Origin of the sequence: Leptolyngbya sp. AN10, assembly GCF_050565645.1 — a bacterium.
Lineage (GTDB): Bacteria > Cyanobacteriota > Cyanobacteriia > Leptolyngbyales > Leptolyngbyaceae > Leptolyngbya.
Genome location: NZ_JBNXVP010000012.1, coordinates 63286 through 88674 on the forward strand (window position 1 = coordinate 63286; position 25389 = coordinate 88674).

The window sequence follows — 25389 nt, forward strand, 5'->3', positions numbered from 1 at the left end:
GAATTAGGAAAGCAGTAGATTTCAGTAGTCATGTCTAAGGGATTCTAAGGATCTCTGTCAGAATTACTGAGGGGTTATTTTAGGGACTCGATTTAATTCGAGGGGGTTGATCTAGGCGGATCGCATGTTCTAGAGCAGCTTTTTCTCTTGCTCGATCGACAAAGGGCTGCAATTGTGTTAGATCTCGTCGTGTCAGAACTTGTAAATCTGTGATCGACATTCCCCGCATCAAGAGTTCGACGCACCAAGTTTGGTAAGCTTGCTCGATTTTTAGCGGGTGATCGTTCAGAATGTCCTCAGTCAAACTATTCCAGCGTTGCGATAAATCGGATTCGTTAATCGGCTGACCGCTTGAATTCAAAAACATGGCAGAAAGCGCATCTTTTCGACTTTTAAGCCACTGTGTCAATGGATTCTTTGTATATGAGCCGTAGCGTTTTCCCAAAATCCATTGGTTCAGCGGGCGAATTTGTCCTTGAGGAATGTGTAATTCTTGTTGGTGTCGAGTGGCATGATAATTCGATCGCGTCAGTTGAATAAGCTCACTCGAATTAAGTCCCGCCCCAAAGAGGACGTAAGCGATCGCATAATCTTGTAATCCTCGTTTCTTGGCACGTTGCAAAATTAGGTGAACGGTATCAGCAGGAAGATCTTCAACCTCTGAAGTGACAGGTTGAAAGGGTTGAATTGCCCCTTGTAAAAAGAGCGTAACCAAACTAGATAAAAATTCTTCTCGACTTTGCCAGAGTTCATGAAATTCGCTGGTGAATTCGATCACTGCGTACCCCAGAAGCATTCCATTCAGCAGACTAGCAAGGGTTTCAGCGGAAAGGTTCGGCTGCATTTGGCGGCGCTGAATCATTTGGTCGAAATATTGAGCGACGTAACGATTCGCTTGGGTAAGACCGCGACCAAGGGCTTTACGGTTTTCAGCGGGATATTGTCCAGCTTCTCCAACCACCGATCTCACCATTTCGGGGACTCGTTCGAGTGCTTCTAGGCAAGCGGTGGCGTATTCCTTGAGCGCTTGATCGACCCCAGCAGATTGATCTGCTTGTTGGATGAGAGTTTGACCGAGTTCAGTGAAAACGGCGGCTTCTTCGATCGCGGCGAGTAATAGCCCGTGTTTATTCCCGAAATGCCGAAACAGCGTCACTTCATTTACGTCTGCTAATTCAGCGATTTGTTTGGTCGTGGTGTCGGTTACACCGTGGGCAGTAAATAGCTCCAGTGCTGCCTGAATCAGCCTTTGGCGGGTTGTAGTGCGGGGAGTAGACATAAATAATGCAAGTAGCACTTGCAGAAATTCTCATTCGTTGTTAGGCTACAAATGCAAGCGTCACTTGCAAATGTGTCTATCAACTGTAACGGATTTTGCCGTAAGTTGGGGGATGCGAATGAGATTGGCTTGAATGCAGGTCGATCGTTGTTAACTCAGTAAAGGATTTTCATGACTTCTAATTCTGTTCAAGTAGACTCCGAAAAAGCTCTCAAATTGGAGTGGACGAACGTTGCTTTTTTCGGAGCCTTTCACCTGCTGGCGCTGACTGCTCCTTGGTTTTTTTCCTGGAAAGCGCTGGGTGTGATGATTTTTCTGCACTGGTTGTTTGGCAGTATCGGGATTTGCTTGGGCTATCACCGACTGCTGACCCACCGGAGTTTGCAGGTTCCCAAAGTGGTGGAGTATGCGCTGGCGGTGATTGGATCGCTGGCACTGCAAGGAGGAGTGATTTTTTGGGTTGCGGGACACCGGATGCACCATTTACACACGGAAGATGTGGATAATGATCCGTATTCGGCGAAGCGTGGATTCTGGTGGAGTCACATGGGCTGGGTGTTGTACCCACGCGAGAAGTTTTTTAACTATGAATCTTATCGACGGTTTGCGCCAGATTTGGATCGCGATCCGTTTTATCGCTGGCTCGATCGAACTGAGAATTATTTAATGCTACAGATTCCGGTGGCGATCGCACTTTATTTGATGGGTGGCTGGTCGTTCATCATCTATGGCTTGGTACTAAGAGCGGTGTTCTTGTGGCATAGCACCTGGTTTATTAATTCTGCGACTCATTTGTTTGGTTATAGAACGTATGAAGCGGAAGATAATTCGCGGAACCTTTGGTGGGCGGCATTGATTACCTACGGTGAAGGTTGGCACAACAATCACCACGCTCAGCCGAATGTGGCGAAAGCGGGTCGGAAATGGTGGGAAATTGATGTGACCTGGTGGGCAATTCAAGCGTTGAAATCCGTTGGTTTAGCTCGTCGTGTGGTGATGCCGCCGAATTGAGCCAAATTGAAAAGTTGAACCGCGATCGTACTTTTTACGACCGCGGTTTTTGCTTTAAAAGTCGGTATCGTCGTCCTCGTCGTTTTCTTCGATCGTGTCTTCTAACGGGGCGATGTCAGAAGAGAGGTCGGAAACATCGATCGTATCGATATCAGCCTCATCATCGACTAAGGAGCCATTAAAGGCTTCAGCGAGTGTTCTGGCGGCGCGAGTCACTTCGTCTTCATCCCAATCGGGTCGTGTGTAAGCTTCGGGAGTGGGTTCTTCAGGAAAGGGTTCGGGATCGGGAGTGCGATCGCGAATCGGTTCGGGTTCGGGGTCTGAAGGTTCAGCCGTTGGAGTGGGGATGTTTGTAGTGCGTTCCTCGTTCGTTCCGGTGATTGAGGCAGCAACTAAGCTGAATTTGATCTCTTTTCCAAAGGTTTTATTCAGAGCAGCAACAATGCTTTTCGATCGACTTTGTGCCATCGGTAAAAGCTTCTGTGGAAAGCTGATTTGTGCTGCTTCACCGTCATATAAAACTAGGTTGCCGTGTTGTTTGAATAGAGCTTGAGTGCCAAAGGGTTGAATATTACTGATGATGTTTTGCCATAAGCGATCAAGATCTGTTTCCTCAGTTTGAGTGGGTTCGTCGATCGGTTCTTCTACAGGTTTTGGTGGTTCTTCTACAGGTGAGCTAACAGATTCAACGGGTTTGGAAACGGGACGAGAAATCGATCGAGTTGGTTGCTCAATTGATCGAGTCGGTTGCTCAACTGAAGTAGCAGAAGCTAACAGTCCCATGAGTGTCACTTCTAACCAGAGTCGGGGTTGTGTCGAGTTTTTGAGTTGAATTTCGCTTTCTTTTAGACGTTGTTGACCGGAGAGAATTGTTTCGATCGACATTCCCTTAGCAAACTCACATAACTGTGTCCAAGTTGAGGATGTGAGTGCAACCAAATCGCCTCGATCGGGAGCGGTTTTTGCAATGAGTAAATCGCGGTAGAAGCTGGCTAGATTTTGCAGAACAATCAAAGGTTCTCGTCCGCGATCCATTAAACGGCGGGTCGTATCGAGAACGGATTCGGGATGATTTTGTGCGATCGCTTCAATCAGCGCCATCAAATCCCGCTCTGGAACTGCACCAACAAGATCCCAAACTCGTTCAGTTGTGATATCTCCAGCTAAAAGACTGAGTTGATCGAGAAGGCTTTCGGCATCGCGGAGTCCGCCTTGAGAAATTTGGGCGATCAGATAGAGGGCATCATCTGCGATCGCGATTTGTTCTTTCTCGGCGATCATTTTTAGGTGTTGGGTCATATCGTCGATCGGAATCCGGCGGAAGTCGAACCGCTGACAGCGAGAGATGATCGTGGGTAATACTCTTTGTGGATCAGTGGTCGCTAAAATGAAAACAACTCGTTCCGGTGGTTCCTCTAAAGTTTTCAATAAAGAATTGAACGCCGCATTACTAAGCATATGACATTCATCTATGCAATAAACTTTGTATCTGCATTGCACTGGTGCGAATTGGGAGCGTTCGATTAACTCTCTAATATTATCTACTCCAGTGTTGCTTGCAGCGTCAATCTCAATGATATCTAAAGCATTACCTTTAGTGATCTCGATACAAGTCTGACAAACGCCACAAGGCTTATCCGTCGGAGCATTCACAGAAATGCAATTCAGTGATTTTGCAAAAATGCGGGCGCTGGAAGTTTTACCTGTACCGCGTGCGCCAGTGAAGAGATAGGCGGGAGCGATGCGGTTCTGCAAGAGCGCATTAGAAAGCGTGGTGGCGATCGCAGATTGACCCACAAGCTGTGAGAACGTTTGGGGACGATACTTATGATGGAGGGGAATGTAGGTCACAGGGCGCTTGTGCAAATCGACTGATTGATCCTACCAAGCTCAGTGCGACTTTGGGACTTATTCTGATTTTGGCGTGGGTTTGACTCCGAAAAAGGCTTTATAGACTTCGTGCGCGATCGGAACGGCTGAAGTTGCACCGTATCCACCGTTTTCGACCACGACTGCGATCGCAATTTGCGGATTGTTCGCAGGACCGTAACCAACATACAGCGAGTTGTCTTCTTGTCCTTGAACTTCTGCGGTTCCTGTTTTTCCAGCGGTAAGCGGGATCGAGCCATCGTTTAGACTGCGGGCGGTTCCTTCTTGAACTACTGCGGTCAGTCCCTCTTGTAAGACCTTGAGTGCAGAAGGTTCAAACCCTAACGATTCTGGCTGCATATTCGACTGGTAGGTTTGACTCTTCAAGAGATGCGGTTTGATACGTTTTCCGCCATTTGCGATCGTTGAAACCATGACCGCCATTTCAAGTGGGGTCATCTGTACCATGCCTTGCCCGATCGAAGTACTGACGGTATCGCCAACGTACCAAGGTTCTTTGAACTGCTGCTCCTTCTGCTTAGGAGTTGGAATAATGCCGTGACTGCCGCCATCTAAGCCCATTGTAGAAGTCGTACCCACTCCAAAACGTCCTCCCCATTCGGAGATCGCTTCAGGTCCGATTTTCATACCGAGTTGGTAGAAGAAAGAATTACTGCTGACAGCTAGGGCATCTCGAAACCCGATCGTGCCGTAGCTGGCATCTCCATGCTCGTGGAAGAACGTTCCCCCGATGTTCATGGCGCTGAATGTCGGCAACATGGAAGACGCGGAGAAATGACCGGATTTCATTGCTGCCATTGCAGTCACGATTTTGAAGGTGCTTCCGGGAGGATAGCCTTGTAACGTGCGATTGAGGAAAGGATGATCTTGGCTTTGTAGCGCATCCCAGGTTTTCTGGCTGATTTTGCGAGTGAAGATATTTGGGTCGAATGTGGGACCGCTTGCCATCAACAGTACGGCTCCAGTTTTGACATCCAGTGCGACCACTGCCCCTCGACGGTTGCCTAGTGCTTTTTCTGCGGCTTGTTGCAGTTTGACATCCAGTGTGACTTGTAGCGGCAAGCCTGCGATGGGTTGCTGCACTCCGAGCATTTTCAGTTCTTTTCCGCCAGAATCGACCTCGATTAATCGATTGCCCCAAGTTCCGCGTAGAGTCGCATCTTGAATGCGTTCGATTCCCATTTGTCCGACGAGCATTCCATTGGGAAATTCGGGATTGGCTTTGAAATCTTCTTTGGTCGCTTCTCCGATGTAGCCGAGAACGTGGGCAGCGAGGCTGCCGTAGGGATATTGGCGGGTTGATTCGGCTTGGACTTCTAAGCCGCGAATTTGTCCGATTTCATAAAGTGCGGTGTATTTTTTCTCATCGAGTCCCCGTAAGATTCGGACTGGGGAAACCGATTTATATTGCACTTCTTCGAGCTTTTTGATGATGTCTTCTTTGGGAATGTCTAAGAGTTCACTGATGCGTTGTGCCGAAACTTGCCATTGTTCTTTGGTTTGCTCACGCGGGTAGAGATAAACCGATCGAGATAATCGATTGACGACGATCGTTTTCCCTTTGCGATCGATGATATTTCCGCGATCGGCGACGATGGAAATCGATCGAATGCGGTTTTGATCCGCGAGTTGGCGATTGTGTCTGCCTTCGACGAGTTGGAGATATGCCAGACGAAATCCACACACGCTCATCAAGCCAGCGGCAAGCATGAAGAGAATCACAGCCCGGAACGATCGCTGCGATCGCGCTTTACTGACCCAAGAATTGGTAGATGAGAAAGACGAGTTCGCCATACGTCACGTAGTGAAGGTTAACTTTCAGACAAGTTCAGGACATTCGCACTTACTGTAACAGAAACTCAGTCGGTGTGCGATCGTCCTTTTCTAGTTTCGTAGGGGATTAGGATGGCTCCGGAATCATTATTTGAAGCCTGCGTAAAATCGAGGAATAATGGTGAGTCAGATCTGATTTAACCGAGTGACATGGCAACCGTTAACGACAACTATTTGAAGCTGAAAGCTGGCTATTTGTTTCCCGAAATTGCTCGTCGGGTGAATGCCTTCGCACAATTGAATCCTGATGCCCCGATTATTCGGTTGGGAATTGGAGATGTGACTGAACCGCTCCCGGAAGCGTGTCGCAGTGCGATGGTGAAAGCGATCGAGGATATGGGCGATCGCGGTTTGTTTAAGGGCTATGGTCCTGAACAGGGCTACGAGTGGCTGAGAGAAAAGATTGCGAAGTTCGATTTTCAGGCTCGTGGGTGCGAGATTGATGCGTCTGAGATTTTTGTGTCCGATGGCTCAAAGTGCGATAGCGGCAATATTTTGGAAATCTTTGGGCACGACAATACGATCGCAGTCACTGATCCGGTTTATCCCGTGTATGTCGATACGAATGTGATGGCGGGAAATACCGGAGATGCCAACGAGAGCGGGGAATACGGCGGATTAGTGTATTTGCCAATTTCGGCTGAGAATCACTTTACGGCTGAGATTCCTTCGCAGAAAGTGGATTTGGTGTATCTCTGTTTTCCGAATAACCCGACGGGTGCGACTGCAACGAAGGAATACTTGAAAGCTTGGGTGGATTACGCGAAGGCGAATGGCACGATCATTTTCTTTGATGCGGCGTATGAAGCGTATGTGACTGATCCGACATTGCCGCGATCGATTTACGAAATTGAAGGAGCGCGGGATTGTGCGATCGAGTTTCGATCGTTCTCGAAGAATGCTGGATTTACTGGAACTCGATGCGCGTTCACAGTAGTTCCGAAAACTCTGACTGCGAAGGCTTCGGATGGTTCTGATGTGGAATTGTGGAAGCTTTGGAATCGTCGGCAATCGACTAAATTTAATGGCGTTTCTTATATTGTTCAACGAGGCGCAGAAGCGGTTTATTCCGAAGAAGGACAAGCTCAGATTAAACAATTGGTGAGTTTCTATTTGGAAAATGCCAAGATCATTCGCGAACAGTTAACAGCAGCGGGAATTGCCGTCTATGGTGGCGTGAATGCTCCTTATGTTTGGGTGAAAACGCCGGATGGTTTATCGAGTTGGGACTTTTTCGATAAGTTGCTGAATGTTTGTAATGTTGTGGGAACACCCGGATCGGGATTTGGTGCAGCGGGAGAAGGATATTTCAGAATTTCTGCTTTTAACAGTCGCGAAAATGTGGTCGAAGCAATGAAGCGGATTACAGCAAAGTTCTAAGGGAGTGCTTGAAAAGCAATCGTTCATCGCATTCATCCGCCCGGAGATTCATTTCCGGGCGAACTCGCAACGCAGCAAAGCCGCTTTTTATACTTCTCAAACATCCTCTAAATTGATTAATGCGACAGAGCGATCGATAAATCTCTGTCGCATTCCATCATTTAACTCAAGACAGATTTTCCACGTCGATAAATTTCACGAGCATAGTCCGTCCAAGCCCCTTGACCCCAATATCTGAAACAACTGGTTTGTAGTAGCAAGTTGTACATCAATGCTTCTTGATAGTTCGATTGTTCCGTGACGCTTAGATCGGTTGTATCGAACCTCTGATGAAATAGTGCACTGAGTTCGGTCATCGGTTCTAGAACATTCTCATAGCCTCTGACCCAACTGAGATCATTTGTCCAAGATGCGCCATCAATGTGAAAGCGATCGTCATTTTGTTTCAATTGCGCGATCGCTCTTTCCACATTTTCAGGCGTAATGTGATCCACCTTCTGCCAAATCTTATGTTGCTGAACCGCTTGAATCTCAGGATAGTCGTTAGCACCAACTCCGGTCGATTCAATTAATTCTAAATACTCTGTTCCATTGATTGCGACAACACCCGAATGATTGTTGCCTGAGTCTCGAATCTCGTGATAGATCCTGAAGAAATCACGCGGGTATTCATTCATCATTACGCCGCCATTTTCCCCATCTGCAATTTGCGAAACGAGTGAAGGGATTGTAGTGTTATTGATCGATTGCTTTGATCGAGTTTTTGCCTCGAAATAAGGCTGCATTTGCGCGACCAATTTCGTATCTGAGCCTTGAGTTTTAATTAATGCAGTGATCGAAATTGTTTCGCCATTAGAATTACGTGCAACCAATTGGTTTGGAATGTACTTCTGATCGTGCGGCAAACTTGAACCATCTAAGCACTCTACAGAATGTTCTTGAACTAACAACCATTGATAACCGCATTCTTTCAGCGCTTTGATGTACTCGAACAAGGTATCAGGATGATTCGGTAAGTGCATCTCTGGTGGCGAAAATCCTCGAACTCGTTGAAGTGCATCGATTCCGAAGATTGAAGCGAAATGATGCTGCCATGCTTGAATATGCAACTTGAGATCGGGAATGGGAGTAGATGGAACGACTGCATGGCTCCACATTGTACCGAGCCATTCGACGTAGGGTTGGAATTGTCGATCGCAAGTTATCTTCTTCAAATTATTCAAAATATCATCCCGTCCCATCTGCTGAAGTCCCCAGAGCAGATTCCCGGAATAGTCCAGCATGATGCGCGGATTACAGCCTTGAGCAATCAGATCCGGGATAAATTCGCCCATGCGACCGTAGCACCAAGCGAACACACCCGCATTGTGATTGTCGCCTTGGTTCGGATGCTCGAACATGTGTTGTAGATTGCTGATCAATTCGCCATTCATGCCAGCAGGAATCGTCGGTTGGTGCATGTGGAGAGCGCAGGCGAACGCGGAATCGATCGCATCTAATCTTAAATTTGTGGTCGGTAAAAAGACGGGAGAAGATGTCTGAGGCAGTGTTGCGCCCGAAATCGGGGGCAGTTTGGTGAGGGTTGCAGTCATGGAAAATGCCTATATCTATGGCTCAAATCATAGATCGGACGTTCTGAGAGCGGGTTTAAGTTTTAAGACAGAAGAGGGATTTCTCTTGCAAAAAAGCAGGCTTACGTATTGAATAAAGACATCAAAAATGAATTTTTGTTAAGTAAGGGGATACAAATGTACATCGTGCAAATTGCCTCCGAATGCGCCCCGGTGATCAAAGCGGGAGGCTTAGGAGATGTGGTCTACGGGCTGAGTCGGGAGTTGGAAAGTCAAGGGCACTGCGTCGAATTGATTCTGCCAAAGTATGACTGCATGAGGTATGACCACATTTGGGGACTGCATGAGGCTTTTGTCAATTTGTATGTACCTTGGTTCGATGGCTTAGTGCATTGCTCGGTATATTGCGGTTGGGTGCATGGTCAACTTTGCTTTTTTATTGAGCCGCATACTGAAGACTTTTTCTTCGATCGAGGATGCTACTACGGCTGCAATGATGACAATATGCGCTTTGCGTTCTTTAGTAAGGCTGCACTGGAATTCTTACTACAAAGCAACAAGCGACCAGATGTGATTCATTGTCATGATTGGCAAACTGGATTAGTGCCTGTGATGCTGTTTGAGATTTATAAGTATCACGGCATGGCAAATCAGCGAGTGTGCTACAGCATCCATAACTTTAAGCATCAAGGCTTTGGTGGTTCGGATATCCTAGAAGCGACGCAGCTTAGACGACCGGAGTACTACTTTAGCTATGACAAGCTGAGAGACAATTTCAATCCGTTCTCGATCAATTTTATGAAAGGTGGGATTGTTTACGCGAATGCTGTGAATACGGTTTCGCCGCATCATGCTTGGGAAGCTCGACATACAACAATTAGCTATGGTTTGGGGCATACCTTAGAGGTACATCAAGACAAATTCACTGGAATTCTCAACGGGCTTGATTATGGCTTTTGGAATCCAGAGAACGATCGATATCTTCCCTACCATTATTCTGCGGATAGCTTCGAGCAGAAACACTACAATACTAAAGCCCTTCGCGAACGGTTGTTATTGCAAGAAACAGAAAAGCCGATCGTGTGTTTTGTCGGTCGCTTAGATGACCAAAAAGGCGTTCATCTCGTTCATCATGCGATGTACTACACATTAGAGCGAGGCGGACAGTTTATATTGCTTGGATCAGCGACGGAAAAAGCGATCGACGAATGGTTTAGACACGAGAAAGAATTCCTGAACAACAATCCAGACTGCCATATCGAACTTGGATTCAACGAGGAACTATCGCACTTGATTTATGCAGGCTCAGATATGATTGTTGTTCCGAGTAACTTCGAGCCTTGTGGATTAACACAGGTCATTGCTCTGAAGTATGGAACAGTGCCGATCGTTCGGGGTGTCGGTGGATTGGTCAATACAGTGTTTGATCATGACTATGATCAGGCTCATCCACCTGAAGAACGCAATGGATTTGTATTCTACGAATCGGATAACGTCGCGCTCGAATCGGGGATGGGGCGGGCATTTGACCTTTGGGGACAGAATCGGAAAGTCTTTAATCAGTTAGCGACTCAGGGAATGAAGTACGACTATTCTTGGAAAGATCCGGCGAAAGAGTATGTGGCGATGTACGATCGTATCCGGCATAAATACTAGATTGCTAAATTGCGATGTGAACGCCGTGGCGAATAGAATTCGCGGCTATACAAACGAAGTCCGCGTTCGGCGGGACTAACAGCCAGTTTCTTAACCCGCGACGGCGGGTTTTGTCTGTGTAGCTGCGAATTCTATTCGCCAAACGTTCGGAGTGATTAGATTCACATTCCTAAGCAAAATCAGCGTTCACGCTAAAATCTAGAAGTATGAACATTGAGAGTAAAAACAAATGGTCTTATTTGGATTTGGCAAGAAGCTTACAGTTCCGACCCCGGATGAAGCGCTCAAAGGTCGATCGACAAAAATGCCCGTTCCCGCGAAACATTTCGTCAATGGTCATCCGTTGCAGGCTCCATTCCCCGTTGGAATTGAAACCGCAGTCTTTGGTTTGGGTTGCTTCTGGGGTGCAGAACGGAAATTCTGGCAGCAAGACGGCGTTTATTCGACCGCAGTTGGATATGCGGCAGGTAGCACTCCAAATCCGACTTACCAAGAAGTTTGCTCTGGTATGACCGGACATAATGAAGTGGTGCTAGTTGCTTACGATCCGAAAGTGATTAGCTATGAAAAGCTTCTGAAAGTGTTCTGGGAAAGTCACGATCCGACTCAAGGAATGCGCCAGGGTAATGATGTCGGAACACAGTATCGATCGGGCATTTATATCTACAACGATGAACAGCGCCAAGCCGCAGAAGCATCGTTGAAGATGTACCAGGAAGAACTCGCAAAAGCAGGCTACAAGCCGATCACGACTGAGATTTTAGATGCCCCTGAGTTCTACTACGCAGAGGACTATCATCAGCAATATCTTGCTAAAAATCCGAATGGCTACTGTGGATTAGGTGGCACGAAAGTCTGCTATCCCGGAGCTTGATCGACATCTTCGCGAATCGGCTCGATCGCAGTTTGAGCCGATTCAAATACTGGACAGTATCCGTCTGGGGTCACTTTGAAATTAAACAACGGTGATCCCGGATTCCAGCAGCGTTGTCCTCGAAAATGCCGACACCGGAAACAGCAATCTCTTTCGTCACTCTCCATCCAAGCAGGCGATCGCTCATTGTTCTGCGTCATCAATTCCCGCTGAGACAAGCCCCGCAACACGAGATCCTGACCTTGCCAGCGAGCTTCGACGAGTCCCGTATCAGAAATCGATCGCCATCTCGAATCATTCGTAATCGCATCCGGTAGCGTAATCGTCACGACTGTTCCAAGCTCTGCAAGTTCGCCCTCGTAAGTTGTTTCTGGCGGTGCAGGTTGCAGAAATGTTTCCCCGATCGGTAATTCGACTAAGCTTCCCGATGCGGGAGAGTGCAGATGATAGCGATTGTGCAATTCATCTAATCCGGTCAAGTCCGCGAGATAGTTCGGATCGCCGTGAACAAAGATGACGTGCTGTGGACGTAAGTTGTGAATAAACTGCGTGGTACTTGCCCCATCACAATGCTGTGCTAACACATACGTTTCAATATCGAACTCTGACGAAATCTCGATTAAGCCTTCTTCTAAATGGTGCGGCAGTAGAATCAGCCAGCGTTCAGGACTGTCTTCGCAGAATTCTTGCCAATCGATCGAGAAATCCGTTAGCACCACACAAGGCGATTCACCGACCAGCGATCGCTGTTCTGGATGCAATCTCCGAACTCTCGGACGCACTCGCTCATCCCAAAACAACGATTGATGTTTCGCAAAATTCTGAACCGATGCGGGTAAGTGCGGTAACAGTTCCAAATACGCATCACACCCGGAGGCAACTGTTCCATCGACCCAAATATCGATGTCCCGTCCAGTGAATAAATGATGGCTTCGGAGCAACATTAGGAGTTCTTGTCCGAGTCCGACCATTGGAAGCGGGAAAAGGATCGATTGTCGATCGCTGAGTGCCCGACTAATTTTTTCCGCAATTTGATTTTCTTGCTGTCTTCGGTGTGGAAATCTCGCTGTTCCGTAAGTTCCTTCAACAATCACGACATCCGGGCGCAATCCTCGCAATTCTTCTAGTCGCAAGCCCTCCACCAATCGCGAATTCGATAAAAAGAAATCTCCGGTATATAGAACGGAATACGATCGACCTTCTGGCGGCGTATAAGTTAACAAAATGGCAGCCGCACCTGGAAGATGTCCCGCTGGGAACAATTCAGCCGTGAGTCCATCCTGAAACTCAACGGGCGATCGCCAAGGTAGCGCATGAACAAACTGAGGAACGCGACCCGGTTCATCCAGCCAATTCAGCGGTAAAAGCTGCGTCGTGACTTCACTCGCATAAATCGGCAACTGTGGAAACGCTCGATGCAAACTGAGCAGTCCTTGAGCATGATCCGAATGGGCGTGACTGCACAGAACAACATCTGCGGGCGTAGAAGGATCTCCATCACCCAAAAGCGCAGATAGATCCGACAGCCCACAGTCCAGCAAAATTCGATAAGGACCCATCCGAACGAGGAGACAAATACCTTCGTCGCTGTGTCCTGCACCGTAAGGGAAACACTCCAATTGCGTCACGAATCCACCCTAGAGAAACTCAGAATTACAAACATCCAGAATTCGAGGATGGAGTTTGTCACCTCGCTTTCTGTGTTTGAGGGTCTATTTTAATGCGCGGAACCGTTGCCATGATAGTTATCGGTATCATAAAACCCGTTGCGTGTTCCAAAGAACAGACAAGCTACGGTAAAAACGCCAGAAAGCACGAGTAAAACGAGTTTGACATCCATTTTTGGTACATCCTTTTAGATAAGTGTACAAGAGCGGGAATAAGAACTGATGCTACAAATCTTGAACAATCCTAAAGCTAATTTGCTTTTAGCCCAAGAAACCACAGATTGATCTTAGATTCTCCTAAAGGTAGAAGTCTCAAGACTTTATTTTGTGGATCGCTGAATCAGTAAAAATTTTGCGATCGTACTGTCTTACTGAGGTCGAATCAGTTGACCTCGATCGGTAAATCTCACTGATTTAATTTTCAAAGCGCGATTCTGCGTCAAAGTCCTTCGCACACTGCCAAAGAGTGCCAACTGTTCACAATTTGCCAAAGTAGAAAGCGATCGACGTGCATTTGGGATCGGACGAAAATCGATCGTTGCGACTCCAGACTTTACTCTGACGCGATAGCCCGCCACATCTAGACTCTCACTATTGGCTTTTAAGAGCGTTTTCGCGATCGCTTGCGTCACAGGTTGATTCGCGGGAACGGCTTCTTTCGTCGCAACAAATCGATTGCATTGATTATCTAGCTGAAAAATATTAACCGCGATCGTCTTTCCTTTGGGTGTGGGAGACGGTTTTGGCGTAGATGAAACTGGGGAAGGTGTGACTTCGATCCGGATCGGTTCGGGAGACCGACAGCCGCTCAGTATAAAAAGAACCAAATTGAAAATGAAAAACCCTCGAATCATTTGAGTTGAAACTTTTCCTGTTTTTGAACTGCGTAGCTGGAAAGAGGAACTATACCAACTAGGGTAGACCATCGATCGAGTTCGCTTACGCCAAAAGACGGGATTTTCCGCTCCGTGTTCTCGGAAACATTGTGAAAATTCAGTTTCAGGGTTAGCATGGAGCCAGCGATGCCCACTAGGGGTATTGATGTTGCGTTCTTACATATTCATGGACGAAGTCCATTTATCCAACACAGCAAACCTTTCCTAGCGTGGATGCCTTTGGTCTTCCAGCGCGAGGAAGATCGAGGAGAAAAGTTAAATGCTGACTCAAGACAGTCGAGCAACGCTCGCGGGTATCTCGGATTTAAACCGCTTAAAGCTGGAACTCAATGAACTGCCTGCGATCGATGTAGGCGATTACATTACTGAACTCGAACCCGAACAGCGGGCGATTACGTTTCGATTGTTGAATAAAACTCAAGCGACGGATGTGTTTGAGTACTTGCCGCCTGAAGTGCGAGAATCGCTGATTGGTTCACTGCAAAATATTCAAGTGCGTCATATTGTTGAATCGATGCGCCCGGACGATCGAGCCGAGTTGTTCGATGAGTTGCCTGCTGGAATCGTTAAACGCTTAGTTCAACAACTCAGTCCCGAAGAACGGCAAGCCACCGCAACGATTCTAGGGTATGCCGAAGGAACCGCAGGTCGGGTGATGACCACGGAATATGTCCGACTGCGGGAAGGTTTGACGGTTGGCGAAGCGTTGAACAAGATTCGATTGGCTGACCGGGATAAAGAAACAATTTACTACGCTTACGTAACCGACAATAATCGGAAACTCAAGCAGGTTGTGTCTTTGCGGCAGTTGGTGTTTTCGATTCCGGATACGAAGATCGAAAATATTGGCAGCGATCGCGTCATCAGAGCGCGTACCGATATGCAGCAAGAAGAAGTGGCGCAACTGATGAAGCGCTATGACTTGATTGCGGTTCCAGTGGTCGATCGAGAAGATCGCCTCGTTGGAATTATCACGGTCGATGATGTGGTCGATATTCTCGAACAAGAAGCGACCGAAGATATTCAAAAGCTCGCGGGGGGTGGCGGTGACGAATCTTCGCTTTCAACCCCATTGGAAAAACTCCGAAATCGTGTGCCCTGGTTGCTTGGAATCATGGGGCTTTACATCGGAGCTTCGAGTGCGATTTCGCCGTTTCAATCCACGATCGCGGCGGTTCCTGTACTCGCGGTGATCATGCCGTTATTTTCAAATACGGGCGGAACAGTAGGAATTCAAGCTTTAACTGTAACGATTCGATCGCTGGGTGTTGGAGAAGTGACTTCAAAAGATGCGCTGAAGATTCTCAAAAAGGAACTTCTTGCAGGATTGGGAACTGCTCTTGCGCTAGGAATTACGATGTTTATTCTGTCGCTGATTTGGACAAAGCCAGAGGAAAGATGGGTCGGCGTTGTTGCTGCGATCGTGATGGCAACGAATAGCATGGTTGCGGTTACGTTGGGAACTTTGCTGCCGATGGGATTGAAGCAATTGAAGCTCGATCCGGCTTTGGTCAGTGGTCCTTTAGTCACGACTTTGCTCGATTCGATCGGCTTTATCACGTTCTTAACGCTGATTACATTTAGCATCAATGTGTTGAAACTCGCGACTTAGGCTCTAGGATTAAGGGTAGTTCATCCGCTCTTTTATGCTAGATCTGACAAAGCTTGCTCAACAGATGCAGGGAATTAGCCAACAGTTGACGCTAGAGGCAACCGCGACTCGACAAAGACTCGATCGAGCCAGATTACTCATGGCACAAGCGCACGATCGACAATCCGAATTAGTCGAAGCTCACGAACTGTGGCGCGATCGATTAAGTTTCACTGCTGCAATCCCGATCGAACCTTTGGACACTCGCATCGAGATTGATCCGGCTCCCGCTGCTCATACCGTGATTGCAACGGATGGTTCTCAAATTGCACCAAGCCATCACGAAATTGCATATTGCTACTTGATTAATGTGGGACGAATCATTCTGCATTACGGACAGAGTAAATTACCGTTATTAGATAGCTTGCCAGAAGTGTTCTATCGTCCTGAAGACCTTTATGTTTCAAGGCAATGGGGCATTCGGACTGAGGAATGGATGGGCTATCAGCGAACCGCATTAGAGGCGCAAATTCTGGCAGAACTGGGACAAGCTTTGAGTGATGAAATGAGTGCGCCAACGATTTCATTAGTTGATGGATCGTTGATTTATTGGTTTTTGGAACAGATGCCAGCAGAGGGACGCGATCGCATTCTCACCCCAATTCTTGCAGCATGGGATCAATTAAGAGCGATCGACATTCCGCTAGTTGGTTACATCAGTGCGTCTAGAAGTGGAGAAGCGATGAACTTTTTACGGCTTCAAAGCTGTGCTTATCTCGCTCCCGATTGCGCGAGTCATTGTAGTGAAGTTCGCGATCGAGCGCCTTGCCAAGTGTTAGATCCGCTCAAAGATGCTGCAATTTGGGGAATGTTGTTACAGCCTGGAGAACGAAGCCCTTTATGGAAAAGTTCGGCGCGGATTCAGGAATTTTATGGTGATCATGCAGTTCATTTCTGCTATGTGAATGTGGGAAGTGAGATTGCGCGGGTCGAAGTTCCGGCTTGGGTGGCGAAAGATTCGGTGATGTTGAATTCTGCATTAAGTTTAGTCTTAGCTCAAGTGCAGAAAGGATATGGGTATCCGGTTGCTTTGGCGGAAGCGCACAATCAGGCAGTTGTGAGAGGAGGCGATCGCGCTCGATTTTTTGCCTTGCTGGAACAACAGATGATCAAAGCAGGTTTACGAAACGTGGGAACTTCCTATAAAGAAGCCCGGAAACGTGGCAGCATTGCATAGAATTGAGAGAATCACAATGCTGAGAGGTTCACATGAATACAGAACTTAAAGTCAGCCAGTCAGACTTGTATGAAGTCGATTACTACCTATGGCTTCAAGACACGATCGAGAAGCTCAAACATCAAAATTATGAGCAGGTCGATTGGAAAAATTTGGTCGATGAAATTGAAGATATGCCAAAACGTGAACGCCGCAGTTTAGAAAGCAATTTGGTCGTTGTTTTACTTCATCTTCTAAAGTGGCAGTATCAATCAGGTCGGCGTTCAGGAAGTTGGTCAGGTAGCATCATCGAACATCGTAGACGCATCAGAAAAGTACTCAGAGACTCGCCTAGCCTTAAAAACTATCTTGAAGAAGTTCTTGTTGAGTGTTATGAAAGCGCGGCTGAACAAGCGAGTGCTGAGACGGAATTACCGATTGAGACATTGCCTGGCGAATGTCCTTACTCGATCGACCAAATTCTAGAAGCCGATTTATCCGAATTCTCGTAACATTTTCATGACTAGAAGACAATGAAGCTCAAACAATGTCGAGCTTCAGAATCGCGATCAAATCTCAAACCAGTAGACAGATCGCTTTGCCTACTGGTTTCATGCGATGCCAAGACTATTTGAGATTGGGGGGTAAAAGAACTCGATCGATCACATGAATCACACCGTTGCTCGCTTTCACATCTACCGAAGTGACTCTCGCATTGTTGACTTGGATGCGATCGCGACTAGAGCAGAAATCAGCAAACAATCAAGTGAATCGCAACAGGTTAGGGCGTAGCTCTCAGAAGTTGTCGAAAAGCTTAGTAGAGCCAGATAGTAAGAGTCGATGACAACTACCACGCTTTCTGTTTCAACCTCGAACCTTCATCAGATGAAGAGCATTCTAACCGTATGTTTTGTCTGGATTACAAGCTTCACGTCCACGTTTGATCACTAAGTTTTCGCGATAGACCTTTTGCTGCTGAGGCGTGAAGATGGACATCATTTGAGCTTCAAATTCGCGGTTCAGCTTGTCCTTGATTGCGATTTGCTTTGGCGTAAAACGCGATCTCTGGGGAAGGGAGAAGGTTGCATACCGACCGTACTTCTTGGTCAGCAATTCCACTTGCTGATCAGCAGGTACTTTCTTCTGTGCCATCGCGCTCATCATGTCGGTAATTTCTTTCCAAACCTTATCGATCTCGCGTCCGACTCCTTCCTTCACTGCAACGTCAACACTTGTGTCCTTCATGGTTTCGGTCTGAATAGGTCCAAGTTGAGCTTCCGACTTTCTACTCAGTTCGGCTGAAAATCTGCGGAATGCTGCCTCTTGCTCAGGAGTGAACGTGATGCCTTGGAACTCAAAGAAGAAACCATTTCTAAGAGGAACGCAACTGACAGGAGCTTTGGGTTGAGTTCGATTCTGCGATCGAGTTTGAGCCTGAGCAGATTGTTGCATAGATGTGCCAACCATTGCTGAGAGCATCACCATCAAGCCAAAGGTGCGAAGCGATTTTGTAAGTTTCATAACAGTGAAAATCTCCAAAAGATTGAGAGAGCGTTGTTCTTGATCAGCTTACGAAGTGAGAGTGCGATCGGATTAGTCTTGTTTCGGACTAGCGATCGCAGTGCAGTCTGATCGACTGAGAAAGCTGTGATACTACTTAGCTCAGTCATCAGACTTTCTGAAGCAAGAACTACAGATTCGGGGGGAGCAGCACTCGATCGATCACGTGAATTACTCCATTGCTTGCATCAACATCAGCTTTCACCACATTGGAGTTATTGACTCTGATTCTGCCATGTCCGACTCGGACGTTGACGCGACTCCCTTCCACCGTTGCCACTCGCCCAGAGCGCAGATTCTTCGCCATCAGATCGCCCGACACAACATGATAAGTCAAGACTTTCCGAAGCAGATTGCGATTCTCTGGTTTTAGCAACTTCTCCAGAGTTCCCTTTGGCAGTGCCGCAAAAGCTTTGTTAGTTGGTGCAAAGACGGTGAACGGTTGTTTGCCAGAGAGTGTTTCGGTCAGTCCTGCTGCTTTGAGCGCTGTAACGAGTGTGCTGAATTCTGGATTTGCAGCGGCGATATCTACGATCGTTCGGGATTGTCGGGGCGGAGTAGTCTTGGACATCAGATCGGGGGGCAACAGAACGCGATCGATAACATGAATTACGCCATTTCTTGCTCTCACATCGGCTGAAGTGACTCTCGCATTGTTCACTTGGATCTGATTGCGATTTACCGCGATCGTGACGGGATTGCCTTCGACCGATGCCACTCTCCCAGAGCGCAGCGTTCTGGATTCAACTGCACCAGGGACAACGTGATAGGTTAGCACTTTTCTCAGAGTTGCTCGATTTTCTGGCTTGAGTAATGCTTCCAAGGTTCCTTTCGGCAATGCAGCAAAGGCTTGATTGGTTGGAGCAAAAACAGTGAGAGGAGTGTTACCAGATAACGTTCCCGTCAATCCTGCGGCTTTCAAGGCTGTTACCAAGGTCGAAAAGTTGGGATTGGCGGCGGCAATATCCACGATCGTGTTGGTCTGACGAGGAGAAGCTTGAGCTAATGTAGTGTTCTGGGAAGAAGTTTCGATTTTGCTTTGAGCTTGCAAGGACTGCTGCACAGATGCTCCAGCGATAACAGTGAGCATCGCCATCAAACTCAGAGTACGAAGCGATTTTGAACGAAAGATACGTTTCATGAAAATCTCCAAAAGGGTAGGTTGAGAGAGTAGGGTTTGGTGGAAGTAGCTTGTGTTGCTGCTTCTGAATCAGAACTCAGCTTGGTTCTTGATCAGCATACGAAGCGAGATTGCGATCGGATCAAATCTTTTTCAACATTGCTATGAATAAATCAAAAACTTCCGAGGTTTTCAAAATCTCGGAAGTTTCGTACCCATTCAAACTCAGTTAAGTAGAGCTTTTCATCACTAATGGACCTGCGGAAGTAATCGGATCGCTCGGAGCATCCAGCGTGATCAACAACCGCGAAGGATTCTTCGTGCAGGCTACATTCGGAGCAATCCATTGAGCTTTCCCGGTGTCATCTTGGCGAAACTCTCCGCAGTACGTTGGAGCCGCTGCCGGAGTTGCAACCGCCCAAAGTCGATAGATTTGATTCTTCGGAAGCTTGGGAAGATCCTGGGCAACGAGTGTCACAGTCCGATCGCGCTTGTTCGACAATACACGAGCCGTTGCGCGGTTGGATGTCGCACTCACCAATGAATACACCTGCGTATCCGGTTGACTCAGCCGTGCGATCGTTGCTTGGTTTGTTTGCAGTTCATCCCGGAGCCGCGCAATTTCAGTGTTTGTTGCTTCGAGTTGTCGCTGGAGCGCGATCGTTTGCTGAGACTGTTGAGCGAACTGACTAAAACCTAGAGCCGCGACTGCAACGGCTGCAATTCCTGTGCTGATTGCCGGAATCCAGCGTCTCCAGTTGCGTCGAGCGAGGGGAACTACGTTGGGCTGTTGTGCTGCGGACTGAATGGCAGCACTGAGAATTTTTTGCTTGAGGCGGGGGGAGGGTTCGAGCATTGGCGTATCGTAGGGGAGGAGCGCAAAGGCTTCTTGGAAGGTGGCAATTTCTTGAGCGATCGCTGGATCTTTACGCGCCTGATTTAAGCGATCGACTTCCTCAGGACTGAGATCATCGAGGATGTAGCCTGCTGCTAAATCAATCGGGTTGGTGTCGTCGTTGGAGCGAGTCATGGTGATCTGGGTGAGGTAGGAACGATCAAACGAGGGGAGCGAGTTCGGCACGCAGCTTTTTGAGTGCCTGACGAGCGCGGGATTTGACAGTGCCGAGGGGAATGCCGTGTCGCTTCGCAATCTCTGACTGGCTCAACCCTTCATAGTAGGCAGTTTCTAAAAGCTGTCGGTCAGCCGATGGAAGCTGCTTGAGCGCTTCATGCACCCGATGAGAACGCTCTTGAACCATAGCAAATTCTAGGGCTGGATTGTAGTTTGATGCACCCTCTGAGAAGACCTGAAATCGCTGAATCTTTGCATGAGCGGCAGATCGCGATCGCAGTCGATCGAGGGATCGCGATCGGGTCATGGTGATCAGAAATCCACTGAGCGATCCGCGATTTGGCTGGTAGAGGTTGCTGCGCTGCCAGAGGCGAAGGAAGGTTTCTTGCGTCACTTCTTCGGCTTCTTCAATGTTGTTCAGGATGCGGAAGGCGAGGCTGTAAACTAGCTTGCCGTAGCGATCGTACAGGGTGTCTAGCGCTTTGACCTGCTGTGCCTGAATTGCTAAAAAAAGCTCCAGGTCTGTGGGTTGTTCAGGGGCGATAGGCGGCAAATCCATAGATCGAGGTGAGTAGAAAAAATGTAGAGGCAATATATTGTGAGAGCTTGGGTAGTTGCATCACGAGGCTTTGCGCGATCGCGCTTTGTCCCAAGTCAGTACACTTTAAAAATGTGTGACCAGCAGGCAGGTTGCGCCACCCACTGGATTTCATTCGATGCCAGGACTATCTGAGATCGGGGGGTAGCAGAACACGATCGATCACGTGAATCACCCCATTGTTTGCTTTCACATCCGCCGAAGTGACTCTGGCATTGTTGACTTGAATACGATCGCGATTCACCCGAACTGCTACTTAGGTTGAGCGGCTTTTGTGCTGGGTGACTGTTTGACGATTCTTCCCAGTGCTGGATAACCGGAAACGGGTTGTTTTGCATCACAGACTTCATTGATCCGGAGTCTAGCTGCCAGATTTTTGCTGTATTGTGGCTGTTGCTCAGGGGTCATGAGGGCTTGAACTTGGCGATAAAAATCGGTGCTGATCTCAGAGAGTTGCGTCTGTTGCGCTGGTGTGAGATAGGTGATGTAGGAACCGATAAAGAGTCCATACTTCCCAAATCTCTTCTCAAACCTCTGATTTAGCGATTCCAATTGATCCATTGTCGGTTTGCGATCGAGTTCTGCGTTGATTGCGTCTTGAACCTTCAAGGGAGTGCTGGGTGCGAGATACAAGAACGAAACGGTTGCCAACGGATCTGCGACAGAGATCGTCTGTTTATATAGCTCCGCTCGTCTCGCCTCCGCTTGCGCGTCTAAGGCTTCGTAAGCCTTTTTCTGGGCATCCGTCAAGTTCAATCCTTGAAGGTCATCAAAAAAGAAGCCTCCATCCGATTGAACATTACTGTTTTCTTGAAATACGCGATCGCAGATCTTAAATTGTTCTAGCTCATCTAGCCTACGTTGTTCTAGCTGCTCTCGCGTCAGGAACTCAATCCCGTCTGGGATGTCTTGAGCTTGAGCCGTTTTCGCCATGGTTGGGAGGGCAACGATCGAGAGCATCGTCACCAAACTAAGAGTGCAAAATGTCTTAAATAAACCGGGTCGTTTCATTGCAGTAAAATCTCCAAAAGGTAAGTTGAGAGAGTCAGGTTTGATTAACTTTGTGAACCAGCAGACAGGTCATATTGCCTACTGGTTTCATCTGATGCCAGGACTATCTGAGATCAGGGGGTAGCAGAACTCGATCGATGACATGAATCACCCCGTTACTTGCTTTCACGTCTGCCGAAACTACGGTCGCATTGTCCACTCGGATTTGATTGCGATTTCCCGTAATCGCCACAGGATTGCCTTCGACCGTTCCCGCGAATCCAGCGCGCAGTGCGCTAGTAGACTCAACTGCACCCGATACAAAATGATAGGTCAGTACTTTTCTCAAGGTTGCTCGATTCTCTGGTCTGAGCAATCTTTCCAATGTGCCTTTGGGCAAGGCAGCAAAGGCTTCGTTCGTCGGTGCAAAAACAGTGATAGGGATGTTTCCAGATAGCGTTCTCGTCAATCCTGCGGCTTTTACTGCTGTTACCAAGGTCGAAAAGTCGGGATTGGCAGCGGCGATATCAAGGATCGTTTGAGAGGATTGAGCCGGACGGGTCGCGGCAACATTGGACTTCGATGTGCCTGACATCGAGACTTGAGCAGATTGTTGCACATACGGGCGAGGGGATAAGATTCTATCAAAGGGAATGGGTTGAGTACAGGCTTGAATCCTGCGTTGAACCTCTAAGTTAGCTTGATAGATGGGTCGCTGCTCAGGTGTCAGAAGCGCCATCGTTTGAGCTTCCAACTCACGACCAATCCGTTGACCTTCTGCAATCTGTTCCGGAGTCCAGACTGATGCGTTTTCGACAATCTTGGTGTTGGCGGTTATCGCTTCAAGTCTTGCATTGCTTCTAGCCTCAAGTTCCCGGTAGGCTGCCTGTTGCTCTGGAGACAAGGTGATACCTCCAAACTCTTGATAGATGATATTTTGGGCAAGGCAAATCCCATCCTCATTCAGAGCAAGAGTACCGGAACCTGGAAAGGTATCTTGAGCTTGAGTGGACTGTTGTGCAGTTGTACCAACCATCACAGTGAGCAAAACCATCACGCCAAAAGTGCGAGCGGCATTAGACAAAGAAGCGAGTTTCATAGTAGTAGAAAGCTCCAAAAGAGTAGCTTGAGAGAACGTTTTTAATGGAAGTTGCTGGATTTGCACTGCTCCTTCCGCATCAGAACTCAGAGCGAACTTTGTTCTTGATCAGCTTACGAAGTGAGAGTGCGATCGGTTTAATCTTTTTTCGCGATTCGCGCTGTGCAGTGCCCTAACATTTGGTAGCCATGTGCAGTATTCTAGCCAGGAGTGAAAGCGCAGAGTAGTCCGGAGATGCACAGAAAAACATGACCCAGGTCATGGTCAGTCACTTAAACAAATACAGTATGGTAGTGGCAATTAGAAGTCGCTGCTGTACAACTACGCTCGTTCACTATGGTTTTCCTGCGATCGCTTCCCCAATTCTTCCGATCTCTAGAATGGACTTTCCTCATTGCTCATCTGGGAATGTTGCTGAGTGCATCTGGCTATAATTTGTCGATCGTATTAATCAGTTGCGGCGTGCTGTTTCTCATGAGTTGGATTTTTCCGCTGCATCGTCCGCGATGGCAACGCCTCAGCTATGTGGTGCTAGGAACGATCGCGGTATTAGTCCCAGGCGTTTTTGGCGTGAATCTGGGATTATTTCTACAAGTGTATGCTGCTAAAAGTTACTTTCTACTCGGACGAAGAACTGCGATCGCATTAGTTGCACTAACCGCAATTCCTTGGGCACTGAATGAGTATACGAGGGAATCCCGTCAACTGGGTCTAAATCCGATCGATCCGATTCGGTTTGTATTTTTTACGATCGCGATCTATGCGGCTGCTAGTTTCTTCACGCTGATGCTGAGTCACATGATTGTCATGCAGCAGAAAAAAGACCAGCAAATTGAAGAACTATCAGAGCAAGTTGAATCTCTCGCAGCAACCTTAGAGCGTACCCGCATTGCACGAGAAATCCACGATTCTTTAGGGCACACGCTGACTGATTTGGATACTCAGCTTGCCGTCGCGCAAACATTACGATCACACAATCCAACCCAAGCCTTTCAAGCCGTTGACACTGCAAAACAACTTGCTCGGCAATGTATTGAGGATGTGAGTCAAGCAGTGAGGCGAATGCGTGAATCTGACTTTGATCTCAATCAAGCCTTAATTGCTCTGCTGGAACAATTGAGACAGACCTCTAGTCTAAAAGTAGAGTGGAAAGTGAATCTTCCGACTCTCCCCATCTATCAGAGCTATCAAATCTATTGCTTAGTCAAAGAGGCATTGATGAATGTTCAGAAACACGCTAAAGCATCTCACATTCAATTTTCTGCACAGCAAACCACTCAAGGAATTACGATCGACATATTAGATGACGGCATTGGATTCGACAAGAATACTTTTACGCCCGGATTTGGGCTTCAGGGTATGATGGAGCGTGTTCAACTCCTCGGCGGTCAGTTTGAGATCCAGACCGAAATCGCTCAGGGTACTCAGATTCACATCACGATCCCGTTATGATTCGACTGCTGTTAGCAGATGACCAAGAGATTTTCCGGCAAGGACTCGCGACGATGCTCTCCGTTGAGACAGATCTAGAAATTGCGGGACAGGCTGCGAATGGTCAAGAAGCGATCGACGCAGCAAAACGATTACAACCGCACGTCATTCTGATGGATGTGCAAATGCCGATCTGTAATGGGGTGCAGGCAACTCAGATCATTCGTGAATGCTATCCGTGGATTCGGATTTTAGTCCTGACAACGTTTGATGATGATGAATACATTCTCCAGTCGCTACAAGTTGGAGCATTAGGCTATCTTCTCAAACGGACACCCGCGCCTGAAATTGCGGCAGCGATCCGATCTGTCGCACAGGGCTACAGTCAACTTGGTCCGACCATTGCAACAAAAGCCTTTTCTCAACTCAAAACCCCATCCTGCACTACTGTGCCGAGTGCACTGAGCAAACGAGAAATCGAAGTGTTAAAACTCGTCGGTGAAGGCAAGAACAACACAGAGATTGCACAAGAACTCTATCTCAGCGAAGGAACGGTGAAAAATCACGTTACACAAATTTTGGGCAAGTTAGAAATGCGCGATCGTATTGCCGCCGCACTCTGGGCACAACGCCATCTGCTCTAAGAGGGTGTTTG

The 25389-nt window shown here is 47.7% G+C and carries 24 protein-coding genes; 9 read left to right on the forward strand and 15 right to left on the reverse strand.

All coding sequences use genetic code 11. The features are described from left to right. Positions 1-79: 79 nt before the first annotated feature. Positions 80-1279, reverse strand: coding sequence for a TetR family transcriptional regulator (locus ACQ4M5_RS18120; RefSeq protein ID WP_430677059.1), 1200 nt, complete (start codon positions 1277-1279; stop codon positions 80-82). Between the two features lie 171 nt (positions 1280-1450). On the opposite strand from ACQ4M5_RS18120, the gene ACQ4M5_RS18125 reads away from it, so the two are divergent. Beyond that, a complete protein-coding gene (locus ACQ4M5_RS18125; protein ID WP_430677060.1) occupies positions 1451-2290 on the forward strand; it encodes an acyl-CoA desaturase in 840 nt (279 codons plus the stop codon). A 54-nt stretch (positions 2291-2344) separates the two neighbouring features. On the opposite strand, the gene ACQ4M5_RS18130 is transcribed toward ACQ4M5_RS18125, so the two are convergent. Together ACQ4M5_RS18130 and mrdA are read right to left on the reverse strand one after the other, a co-directional pair. After that, entirely contained in the window at positions 2345-4141 is a 1797-nt protein-coding gene (locus ACQ4M5_RS18130; RefSeq protein WP_430677061.1) for a DNA polymerase III subunit gamma/tau, read from the reverse strand. A gap of 57 nt (positions 4142-4198) precedes the next feature. Then, positions 4199-5974, reverse strand: coding sequence for a penicillin-binding protein 2 (gene mrdA / locus ACQ4M5_RS18135; protein WP_430677062.1), 1776 nt, complete (start codon positions 5972-5974; stop codon positions 4199-4201). A gap of 189 nt (positions 5975-6163) precedes the next feature. On the opposite strand from mrdA, the gene ACQ4M5_RS18140 reads away from it, so the two are divergent. Further along, positions 6164-7393, forward strand: coding sequence for an LL-diaminopimelate aminotransferase (locus tag ACQ4M5_RS18140; protein WP_430677063.1), 1230 nt, complete (start codon positions 6164-6166; stop codon positions 7391-7393). A 161-nt stretch (positions 7394-7554) separates the two neighbouring features. On the opposite strand, the gene ACQ4M5_RS18145 is transcribed toward ACQ4M5_RS18140, so the two are convergent. Beyond that, a complete protein-coding gene (locus ACQ4M5_RS18145) occupies positions 7555-8985 on the reverse strand; it encodes a glycosyl hydrolase family 57 (RefSeq protein WP_430677064.1) in 1431 nt (476 codons plus the stop codon). A 156-nt stretch (positions 8986-9141) separates the two neighbouring features. Between ACQ4M5_RS18145 and glgA the strand changes: the two genes are divergently transcribed. Then, positions 9142-10620, forward strand: coding sequence for a glycogen synthase GlgA (gene glgA, locus ACQ4M5_RS18150; RefSeq protein WP_430677065.1), 1479 nt, complete (start codon positions 9142-9144; stop codon positions 10618-10620). Between the two features lie 229 nt (positions 10621-10849). After that, on the forward strand, positions 10850-11494 hold the full coding sequence (gene msrA, locus ACQ4M5_RS18155; RefSeq protein ID WP_430677066.1) for a peptide-methionine (S)-S-oxide reductase MsrA: 645 nt from the start codon (positions 10850-10852) through the stop codon (positions 11492-11494). On the opposite strand, the gene ACQ4M5_RS18160 is transcribed toward msrA, so the two are convergent. The 3 genes from ACQ4M5_RS18160 to ACQ4M5_RS18170 all read right to left on the reverse strand — a co-directional run bounded on the left by ACQ4M5_RS18160 (position 11479) and on the right by ACQ4M5_RS18170 (position 13988). Then, a complete protein-coding gene (locus ACQ4M5_RS18160; RefSeq protein ID WP_430677067.1) occupies positions 11479-13122 on the reverse strand; it encodes an MBL fold metallo-hydrolase in 1644 nt (547 codons plus the stop codon). The two genes, msrA and ACQ4M5_RS18160, sit on opposite strands and share 16 nt — an antisense overlap. Before the next feature lie 89 nt (positions 13123-13211). Further along, positions 13212-13334 carry a hypothetical protein gene (locus ACQ4M5_RS18165; RefSeq protein WP_277881347.1) on the reverse strand — a complete coding sequence of 41 codons (123 nt, stop codon included), beginning with the start codon at positions 13332-13334 and terminating at the stop codon, positions 13212-13214. A gap of 195 nt (positions 13335-13529) precedes the next feature. Beyond that, a complete protein-coding gene (locus tag ACQ4M5_RS18170) occupies positions 13530-13988 on the reverse strand; it encodes a hypothetical protein (protein WP_430677068.1) in 459 nt (152 codons plus the stop codon). 328 nt (positions 13989-14316) lie between these two features. Here ACQ4M5_RS18170 and mgtE point away from each other — a divergent pair, with 328 nt between their 5' ends. From mgtE to ACQ4M5_RS18185, 3 genes are read left to right on the forward strand one after another with little or no spacing between them, the layout of a single operon-like run. Continuing rightward, complete coding sequence (gene mgtE / locus ACQ4M5_RS18175; protein ID WP_430677069.1) at positions 14317-15669, forward strand: magnesium transporter; 1353 nt, start codon at positions 14317-14319, stop codon at positions 15667-15669. 34 nt (positions 15670-15703) lie between these two features. Then, entirely contained in the window at positions 15704-16885 is a 1182-nt protein-coding gene (locus ACQ4M5_RS18180; protein WP_430677070.1) for a DNA double-strand break repair nuclease NurA, read from the forward strand. A gap of 32 nt (positions 16886-16917) precedes the next feature. Continuing rightward, positions 16918-17376, forward strand: coding sequence for a DUF29 domain-containing protein (locus ACQ4M5_RS18185; protein WP_430677071.1), 459 nt, complete (start codon positions 16918-16920; stop codon positions 17374-17376). A gap of 115 nt (positions 17377-17491) precedes the next feature. Here ACQ4M5_RS18185 and ACQ4M5_RS18190 read toward each other — a convergent pair whose 3' ends face one another. From ACQ4M5_RS18190 to ACQ4M5_RS18225, 8 genes are all read right to left on the reverse strand, one after another. Then, a complete protein-coding gene (locus ACQ4M5_RS18190; RefSeq protein ID WP_430677072.1) occupies positions 17492-17626 on the reverse strand; it encodes a fasciclin domain-containing protein in 135 nt (44 codons plus the stop codon). 135 nt (positions 17627-17761) lie between these two features. Next, positions 17762-18385, reverse strand: coding sequence for a hypothetical protein (locus ACQ4M5_RS18195; RefSeq protein ID WP_430677073.1), 624 nt, complete (start codon positions 18383-18385; stop codon positions 17762-17764). A 169-nt stretch (positions 18386-18554) separates the two neighbouring features. Continuing rightward, positions 18555-19565 carry a fasciclin domain-containing protein gene (locus ACQ4M5_RS18200; protein ID WP_430677074.1) on the reverse strand — a complete coding sequence of 337 codons (1011 nt, stop codon included), beginning with the start codon at positions 19563-19565 and terminating at the stop codon, positions 18555-18557. Positions 19566-19773: 208 nt separating this feature from the next. Next, positions 19774-20574, reverse strand: a complete 801-nt coding sequence (locus tag ACQ4M5_RS18205; RefSeq protein ID WP_430677075.1) for an anti-sigma factor domain-containing protein — start codon at positions 20572-20574, stop codon at positions 19774-19776. 25 nt (positions 20575-20599) lie between these two features. Further along, entirely contained in the window at positions 20600-21175 is a 576-nt protein-coding gene (locus ACQ4M5_RS18210; protein ID WP_430677076.1) for a sigma-70 family RNA polymerase sigma factor, read from the reverse strand. 166 nt (positions 21176-21341) lie between these two features. Beyond that, positions 21342-21458 carry a fasciclin domain-containing protein gene (locus ACQ4M5_RS18215; protein ID WP_430677077.1) on the reverse strand — a complete coding sequence of 39 codons (117 nt, stop codon included), beginning with the start codon at positions 21456-21458 and terminating at the stop codon, positions 21342-21344. An 8-nt stretch (positions 21459-21466) separates the two neighbouring features. Beyond that, on the reverse strand, positions 21467-22225 hold the full coding sequence (locus ACQ4M5_RS18220) for a hypothetical protein (protein WP_430677078.1): 759 nt from the start codon (positions 22223-22225) through the stop codon (positions 21467-21469). Positions 22226-22328: 103 nt separating this feature from the next. After that, a complete protein-coding gene (locus ACQ4M5_RS18225; protein WP_430677079.1) occupies positions 22329-23303 on the reverse strand; it encodes a fasciclin domain-containing protein in 975 nt (324 codons plus the stop codon). 336 nt (positions 23304-23639) lie between these two features. Between ACQ4M5_RS18225 and ACQ4M5_RS18230 the strand changes: the two genes are divergently transcribed. Both ACQ4M5_RS18230 and ACQ4M5_RS18235 read left to right on the forward strand, forming a co-directional pair. Further along, on the forward strand, positions 23640-24755 hold the full coding sequence (locus tag ACQ4M5_RS18230; RefSeq protein ID WP_430677080.1) for a sensor histidine kinase: 1116 nt from the start codon (positions 23640-23642) through the stop codon (positions 24753-24755). Then, positions 24752-25378, forward strand: a complete 627-nt coding sequence (locus tag ACQ4M5_RS18235) for a response regulator (protein WP_430677081.1) — start codon at positions 24752-24754, stop codon at positions 25376-25378. The genes ACQ4M5_RS18230 and ACQ4M5_RS18235 overlap by 4 nt, the downstream gene beginning before the upstream one ends. Positions 25379-25389 lie beyond the last annotated feature (11 nt).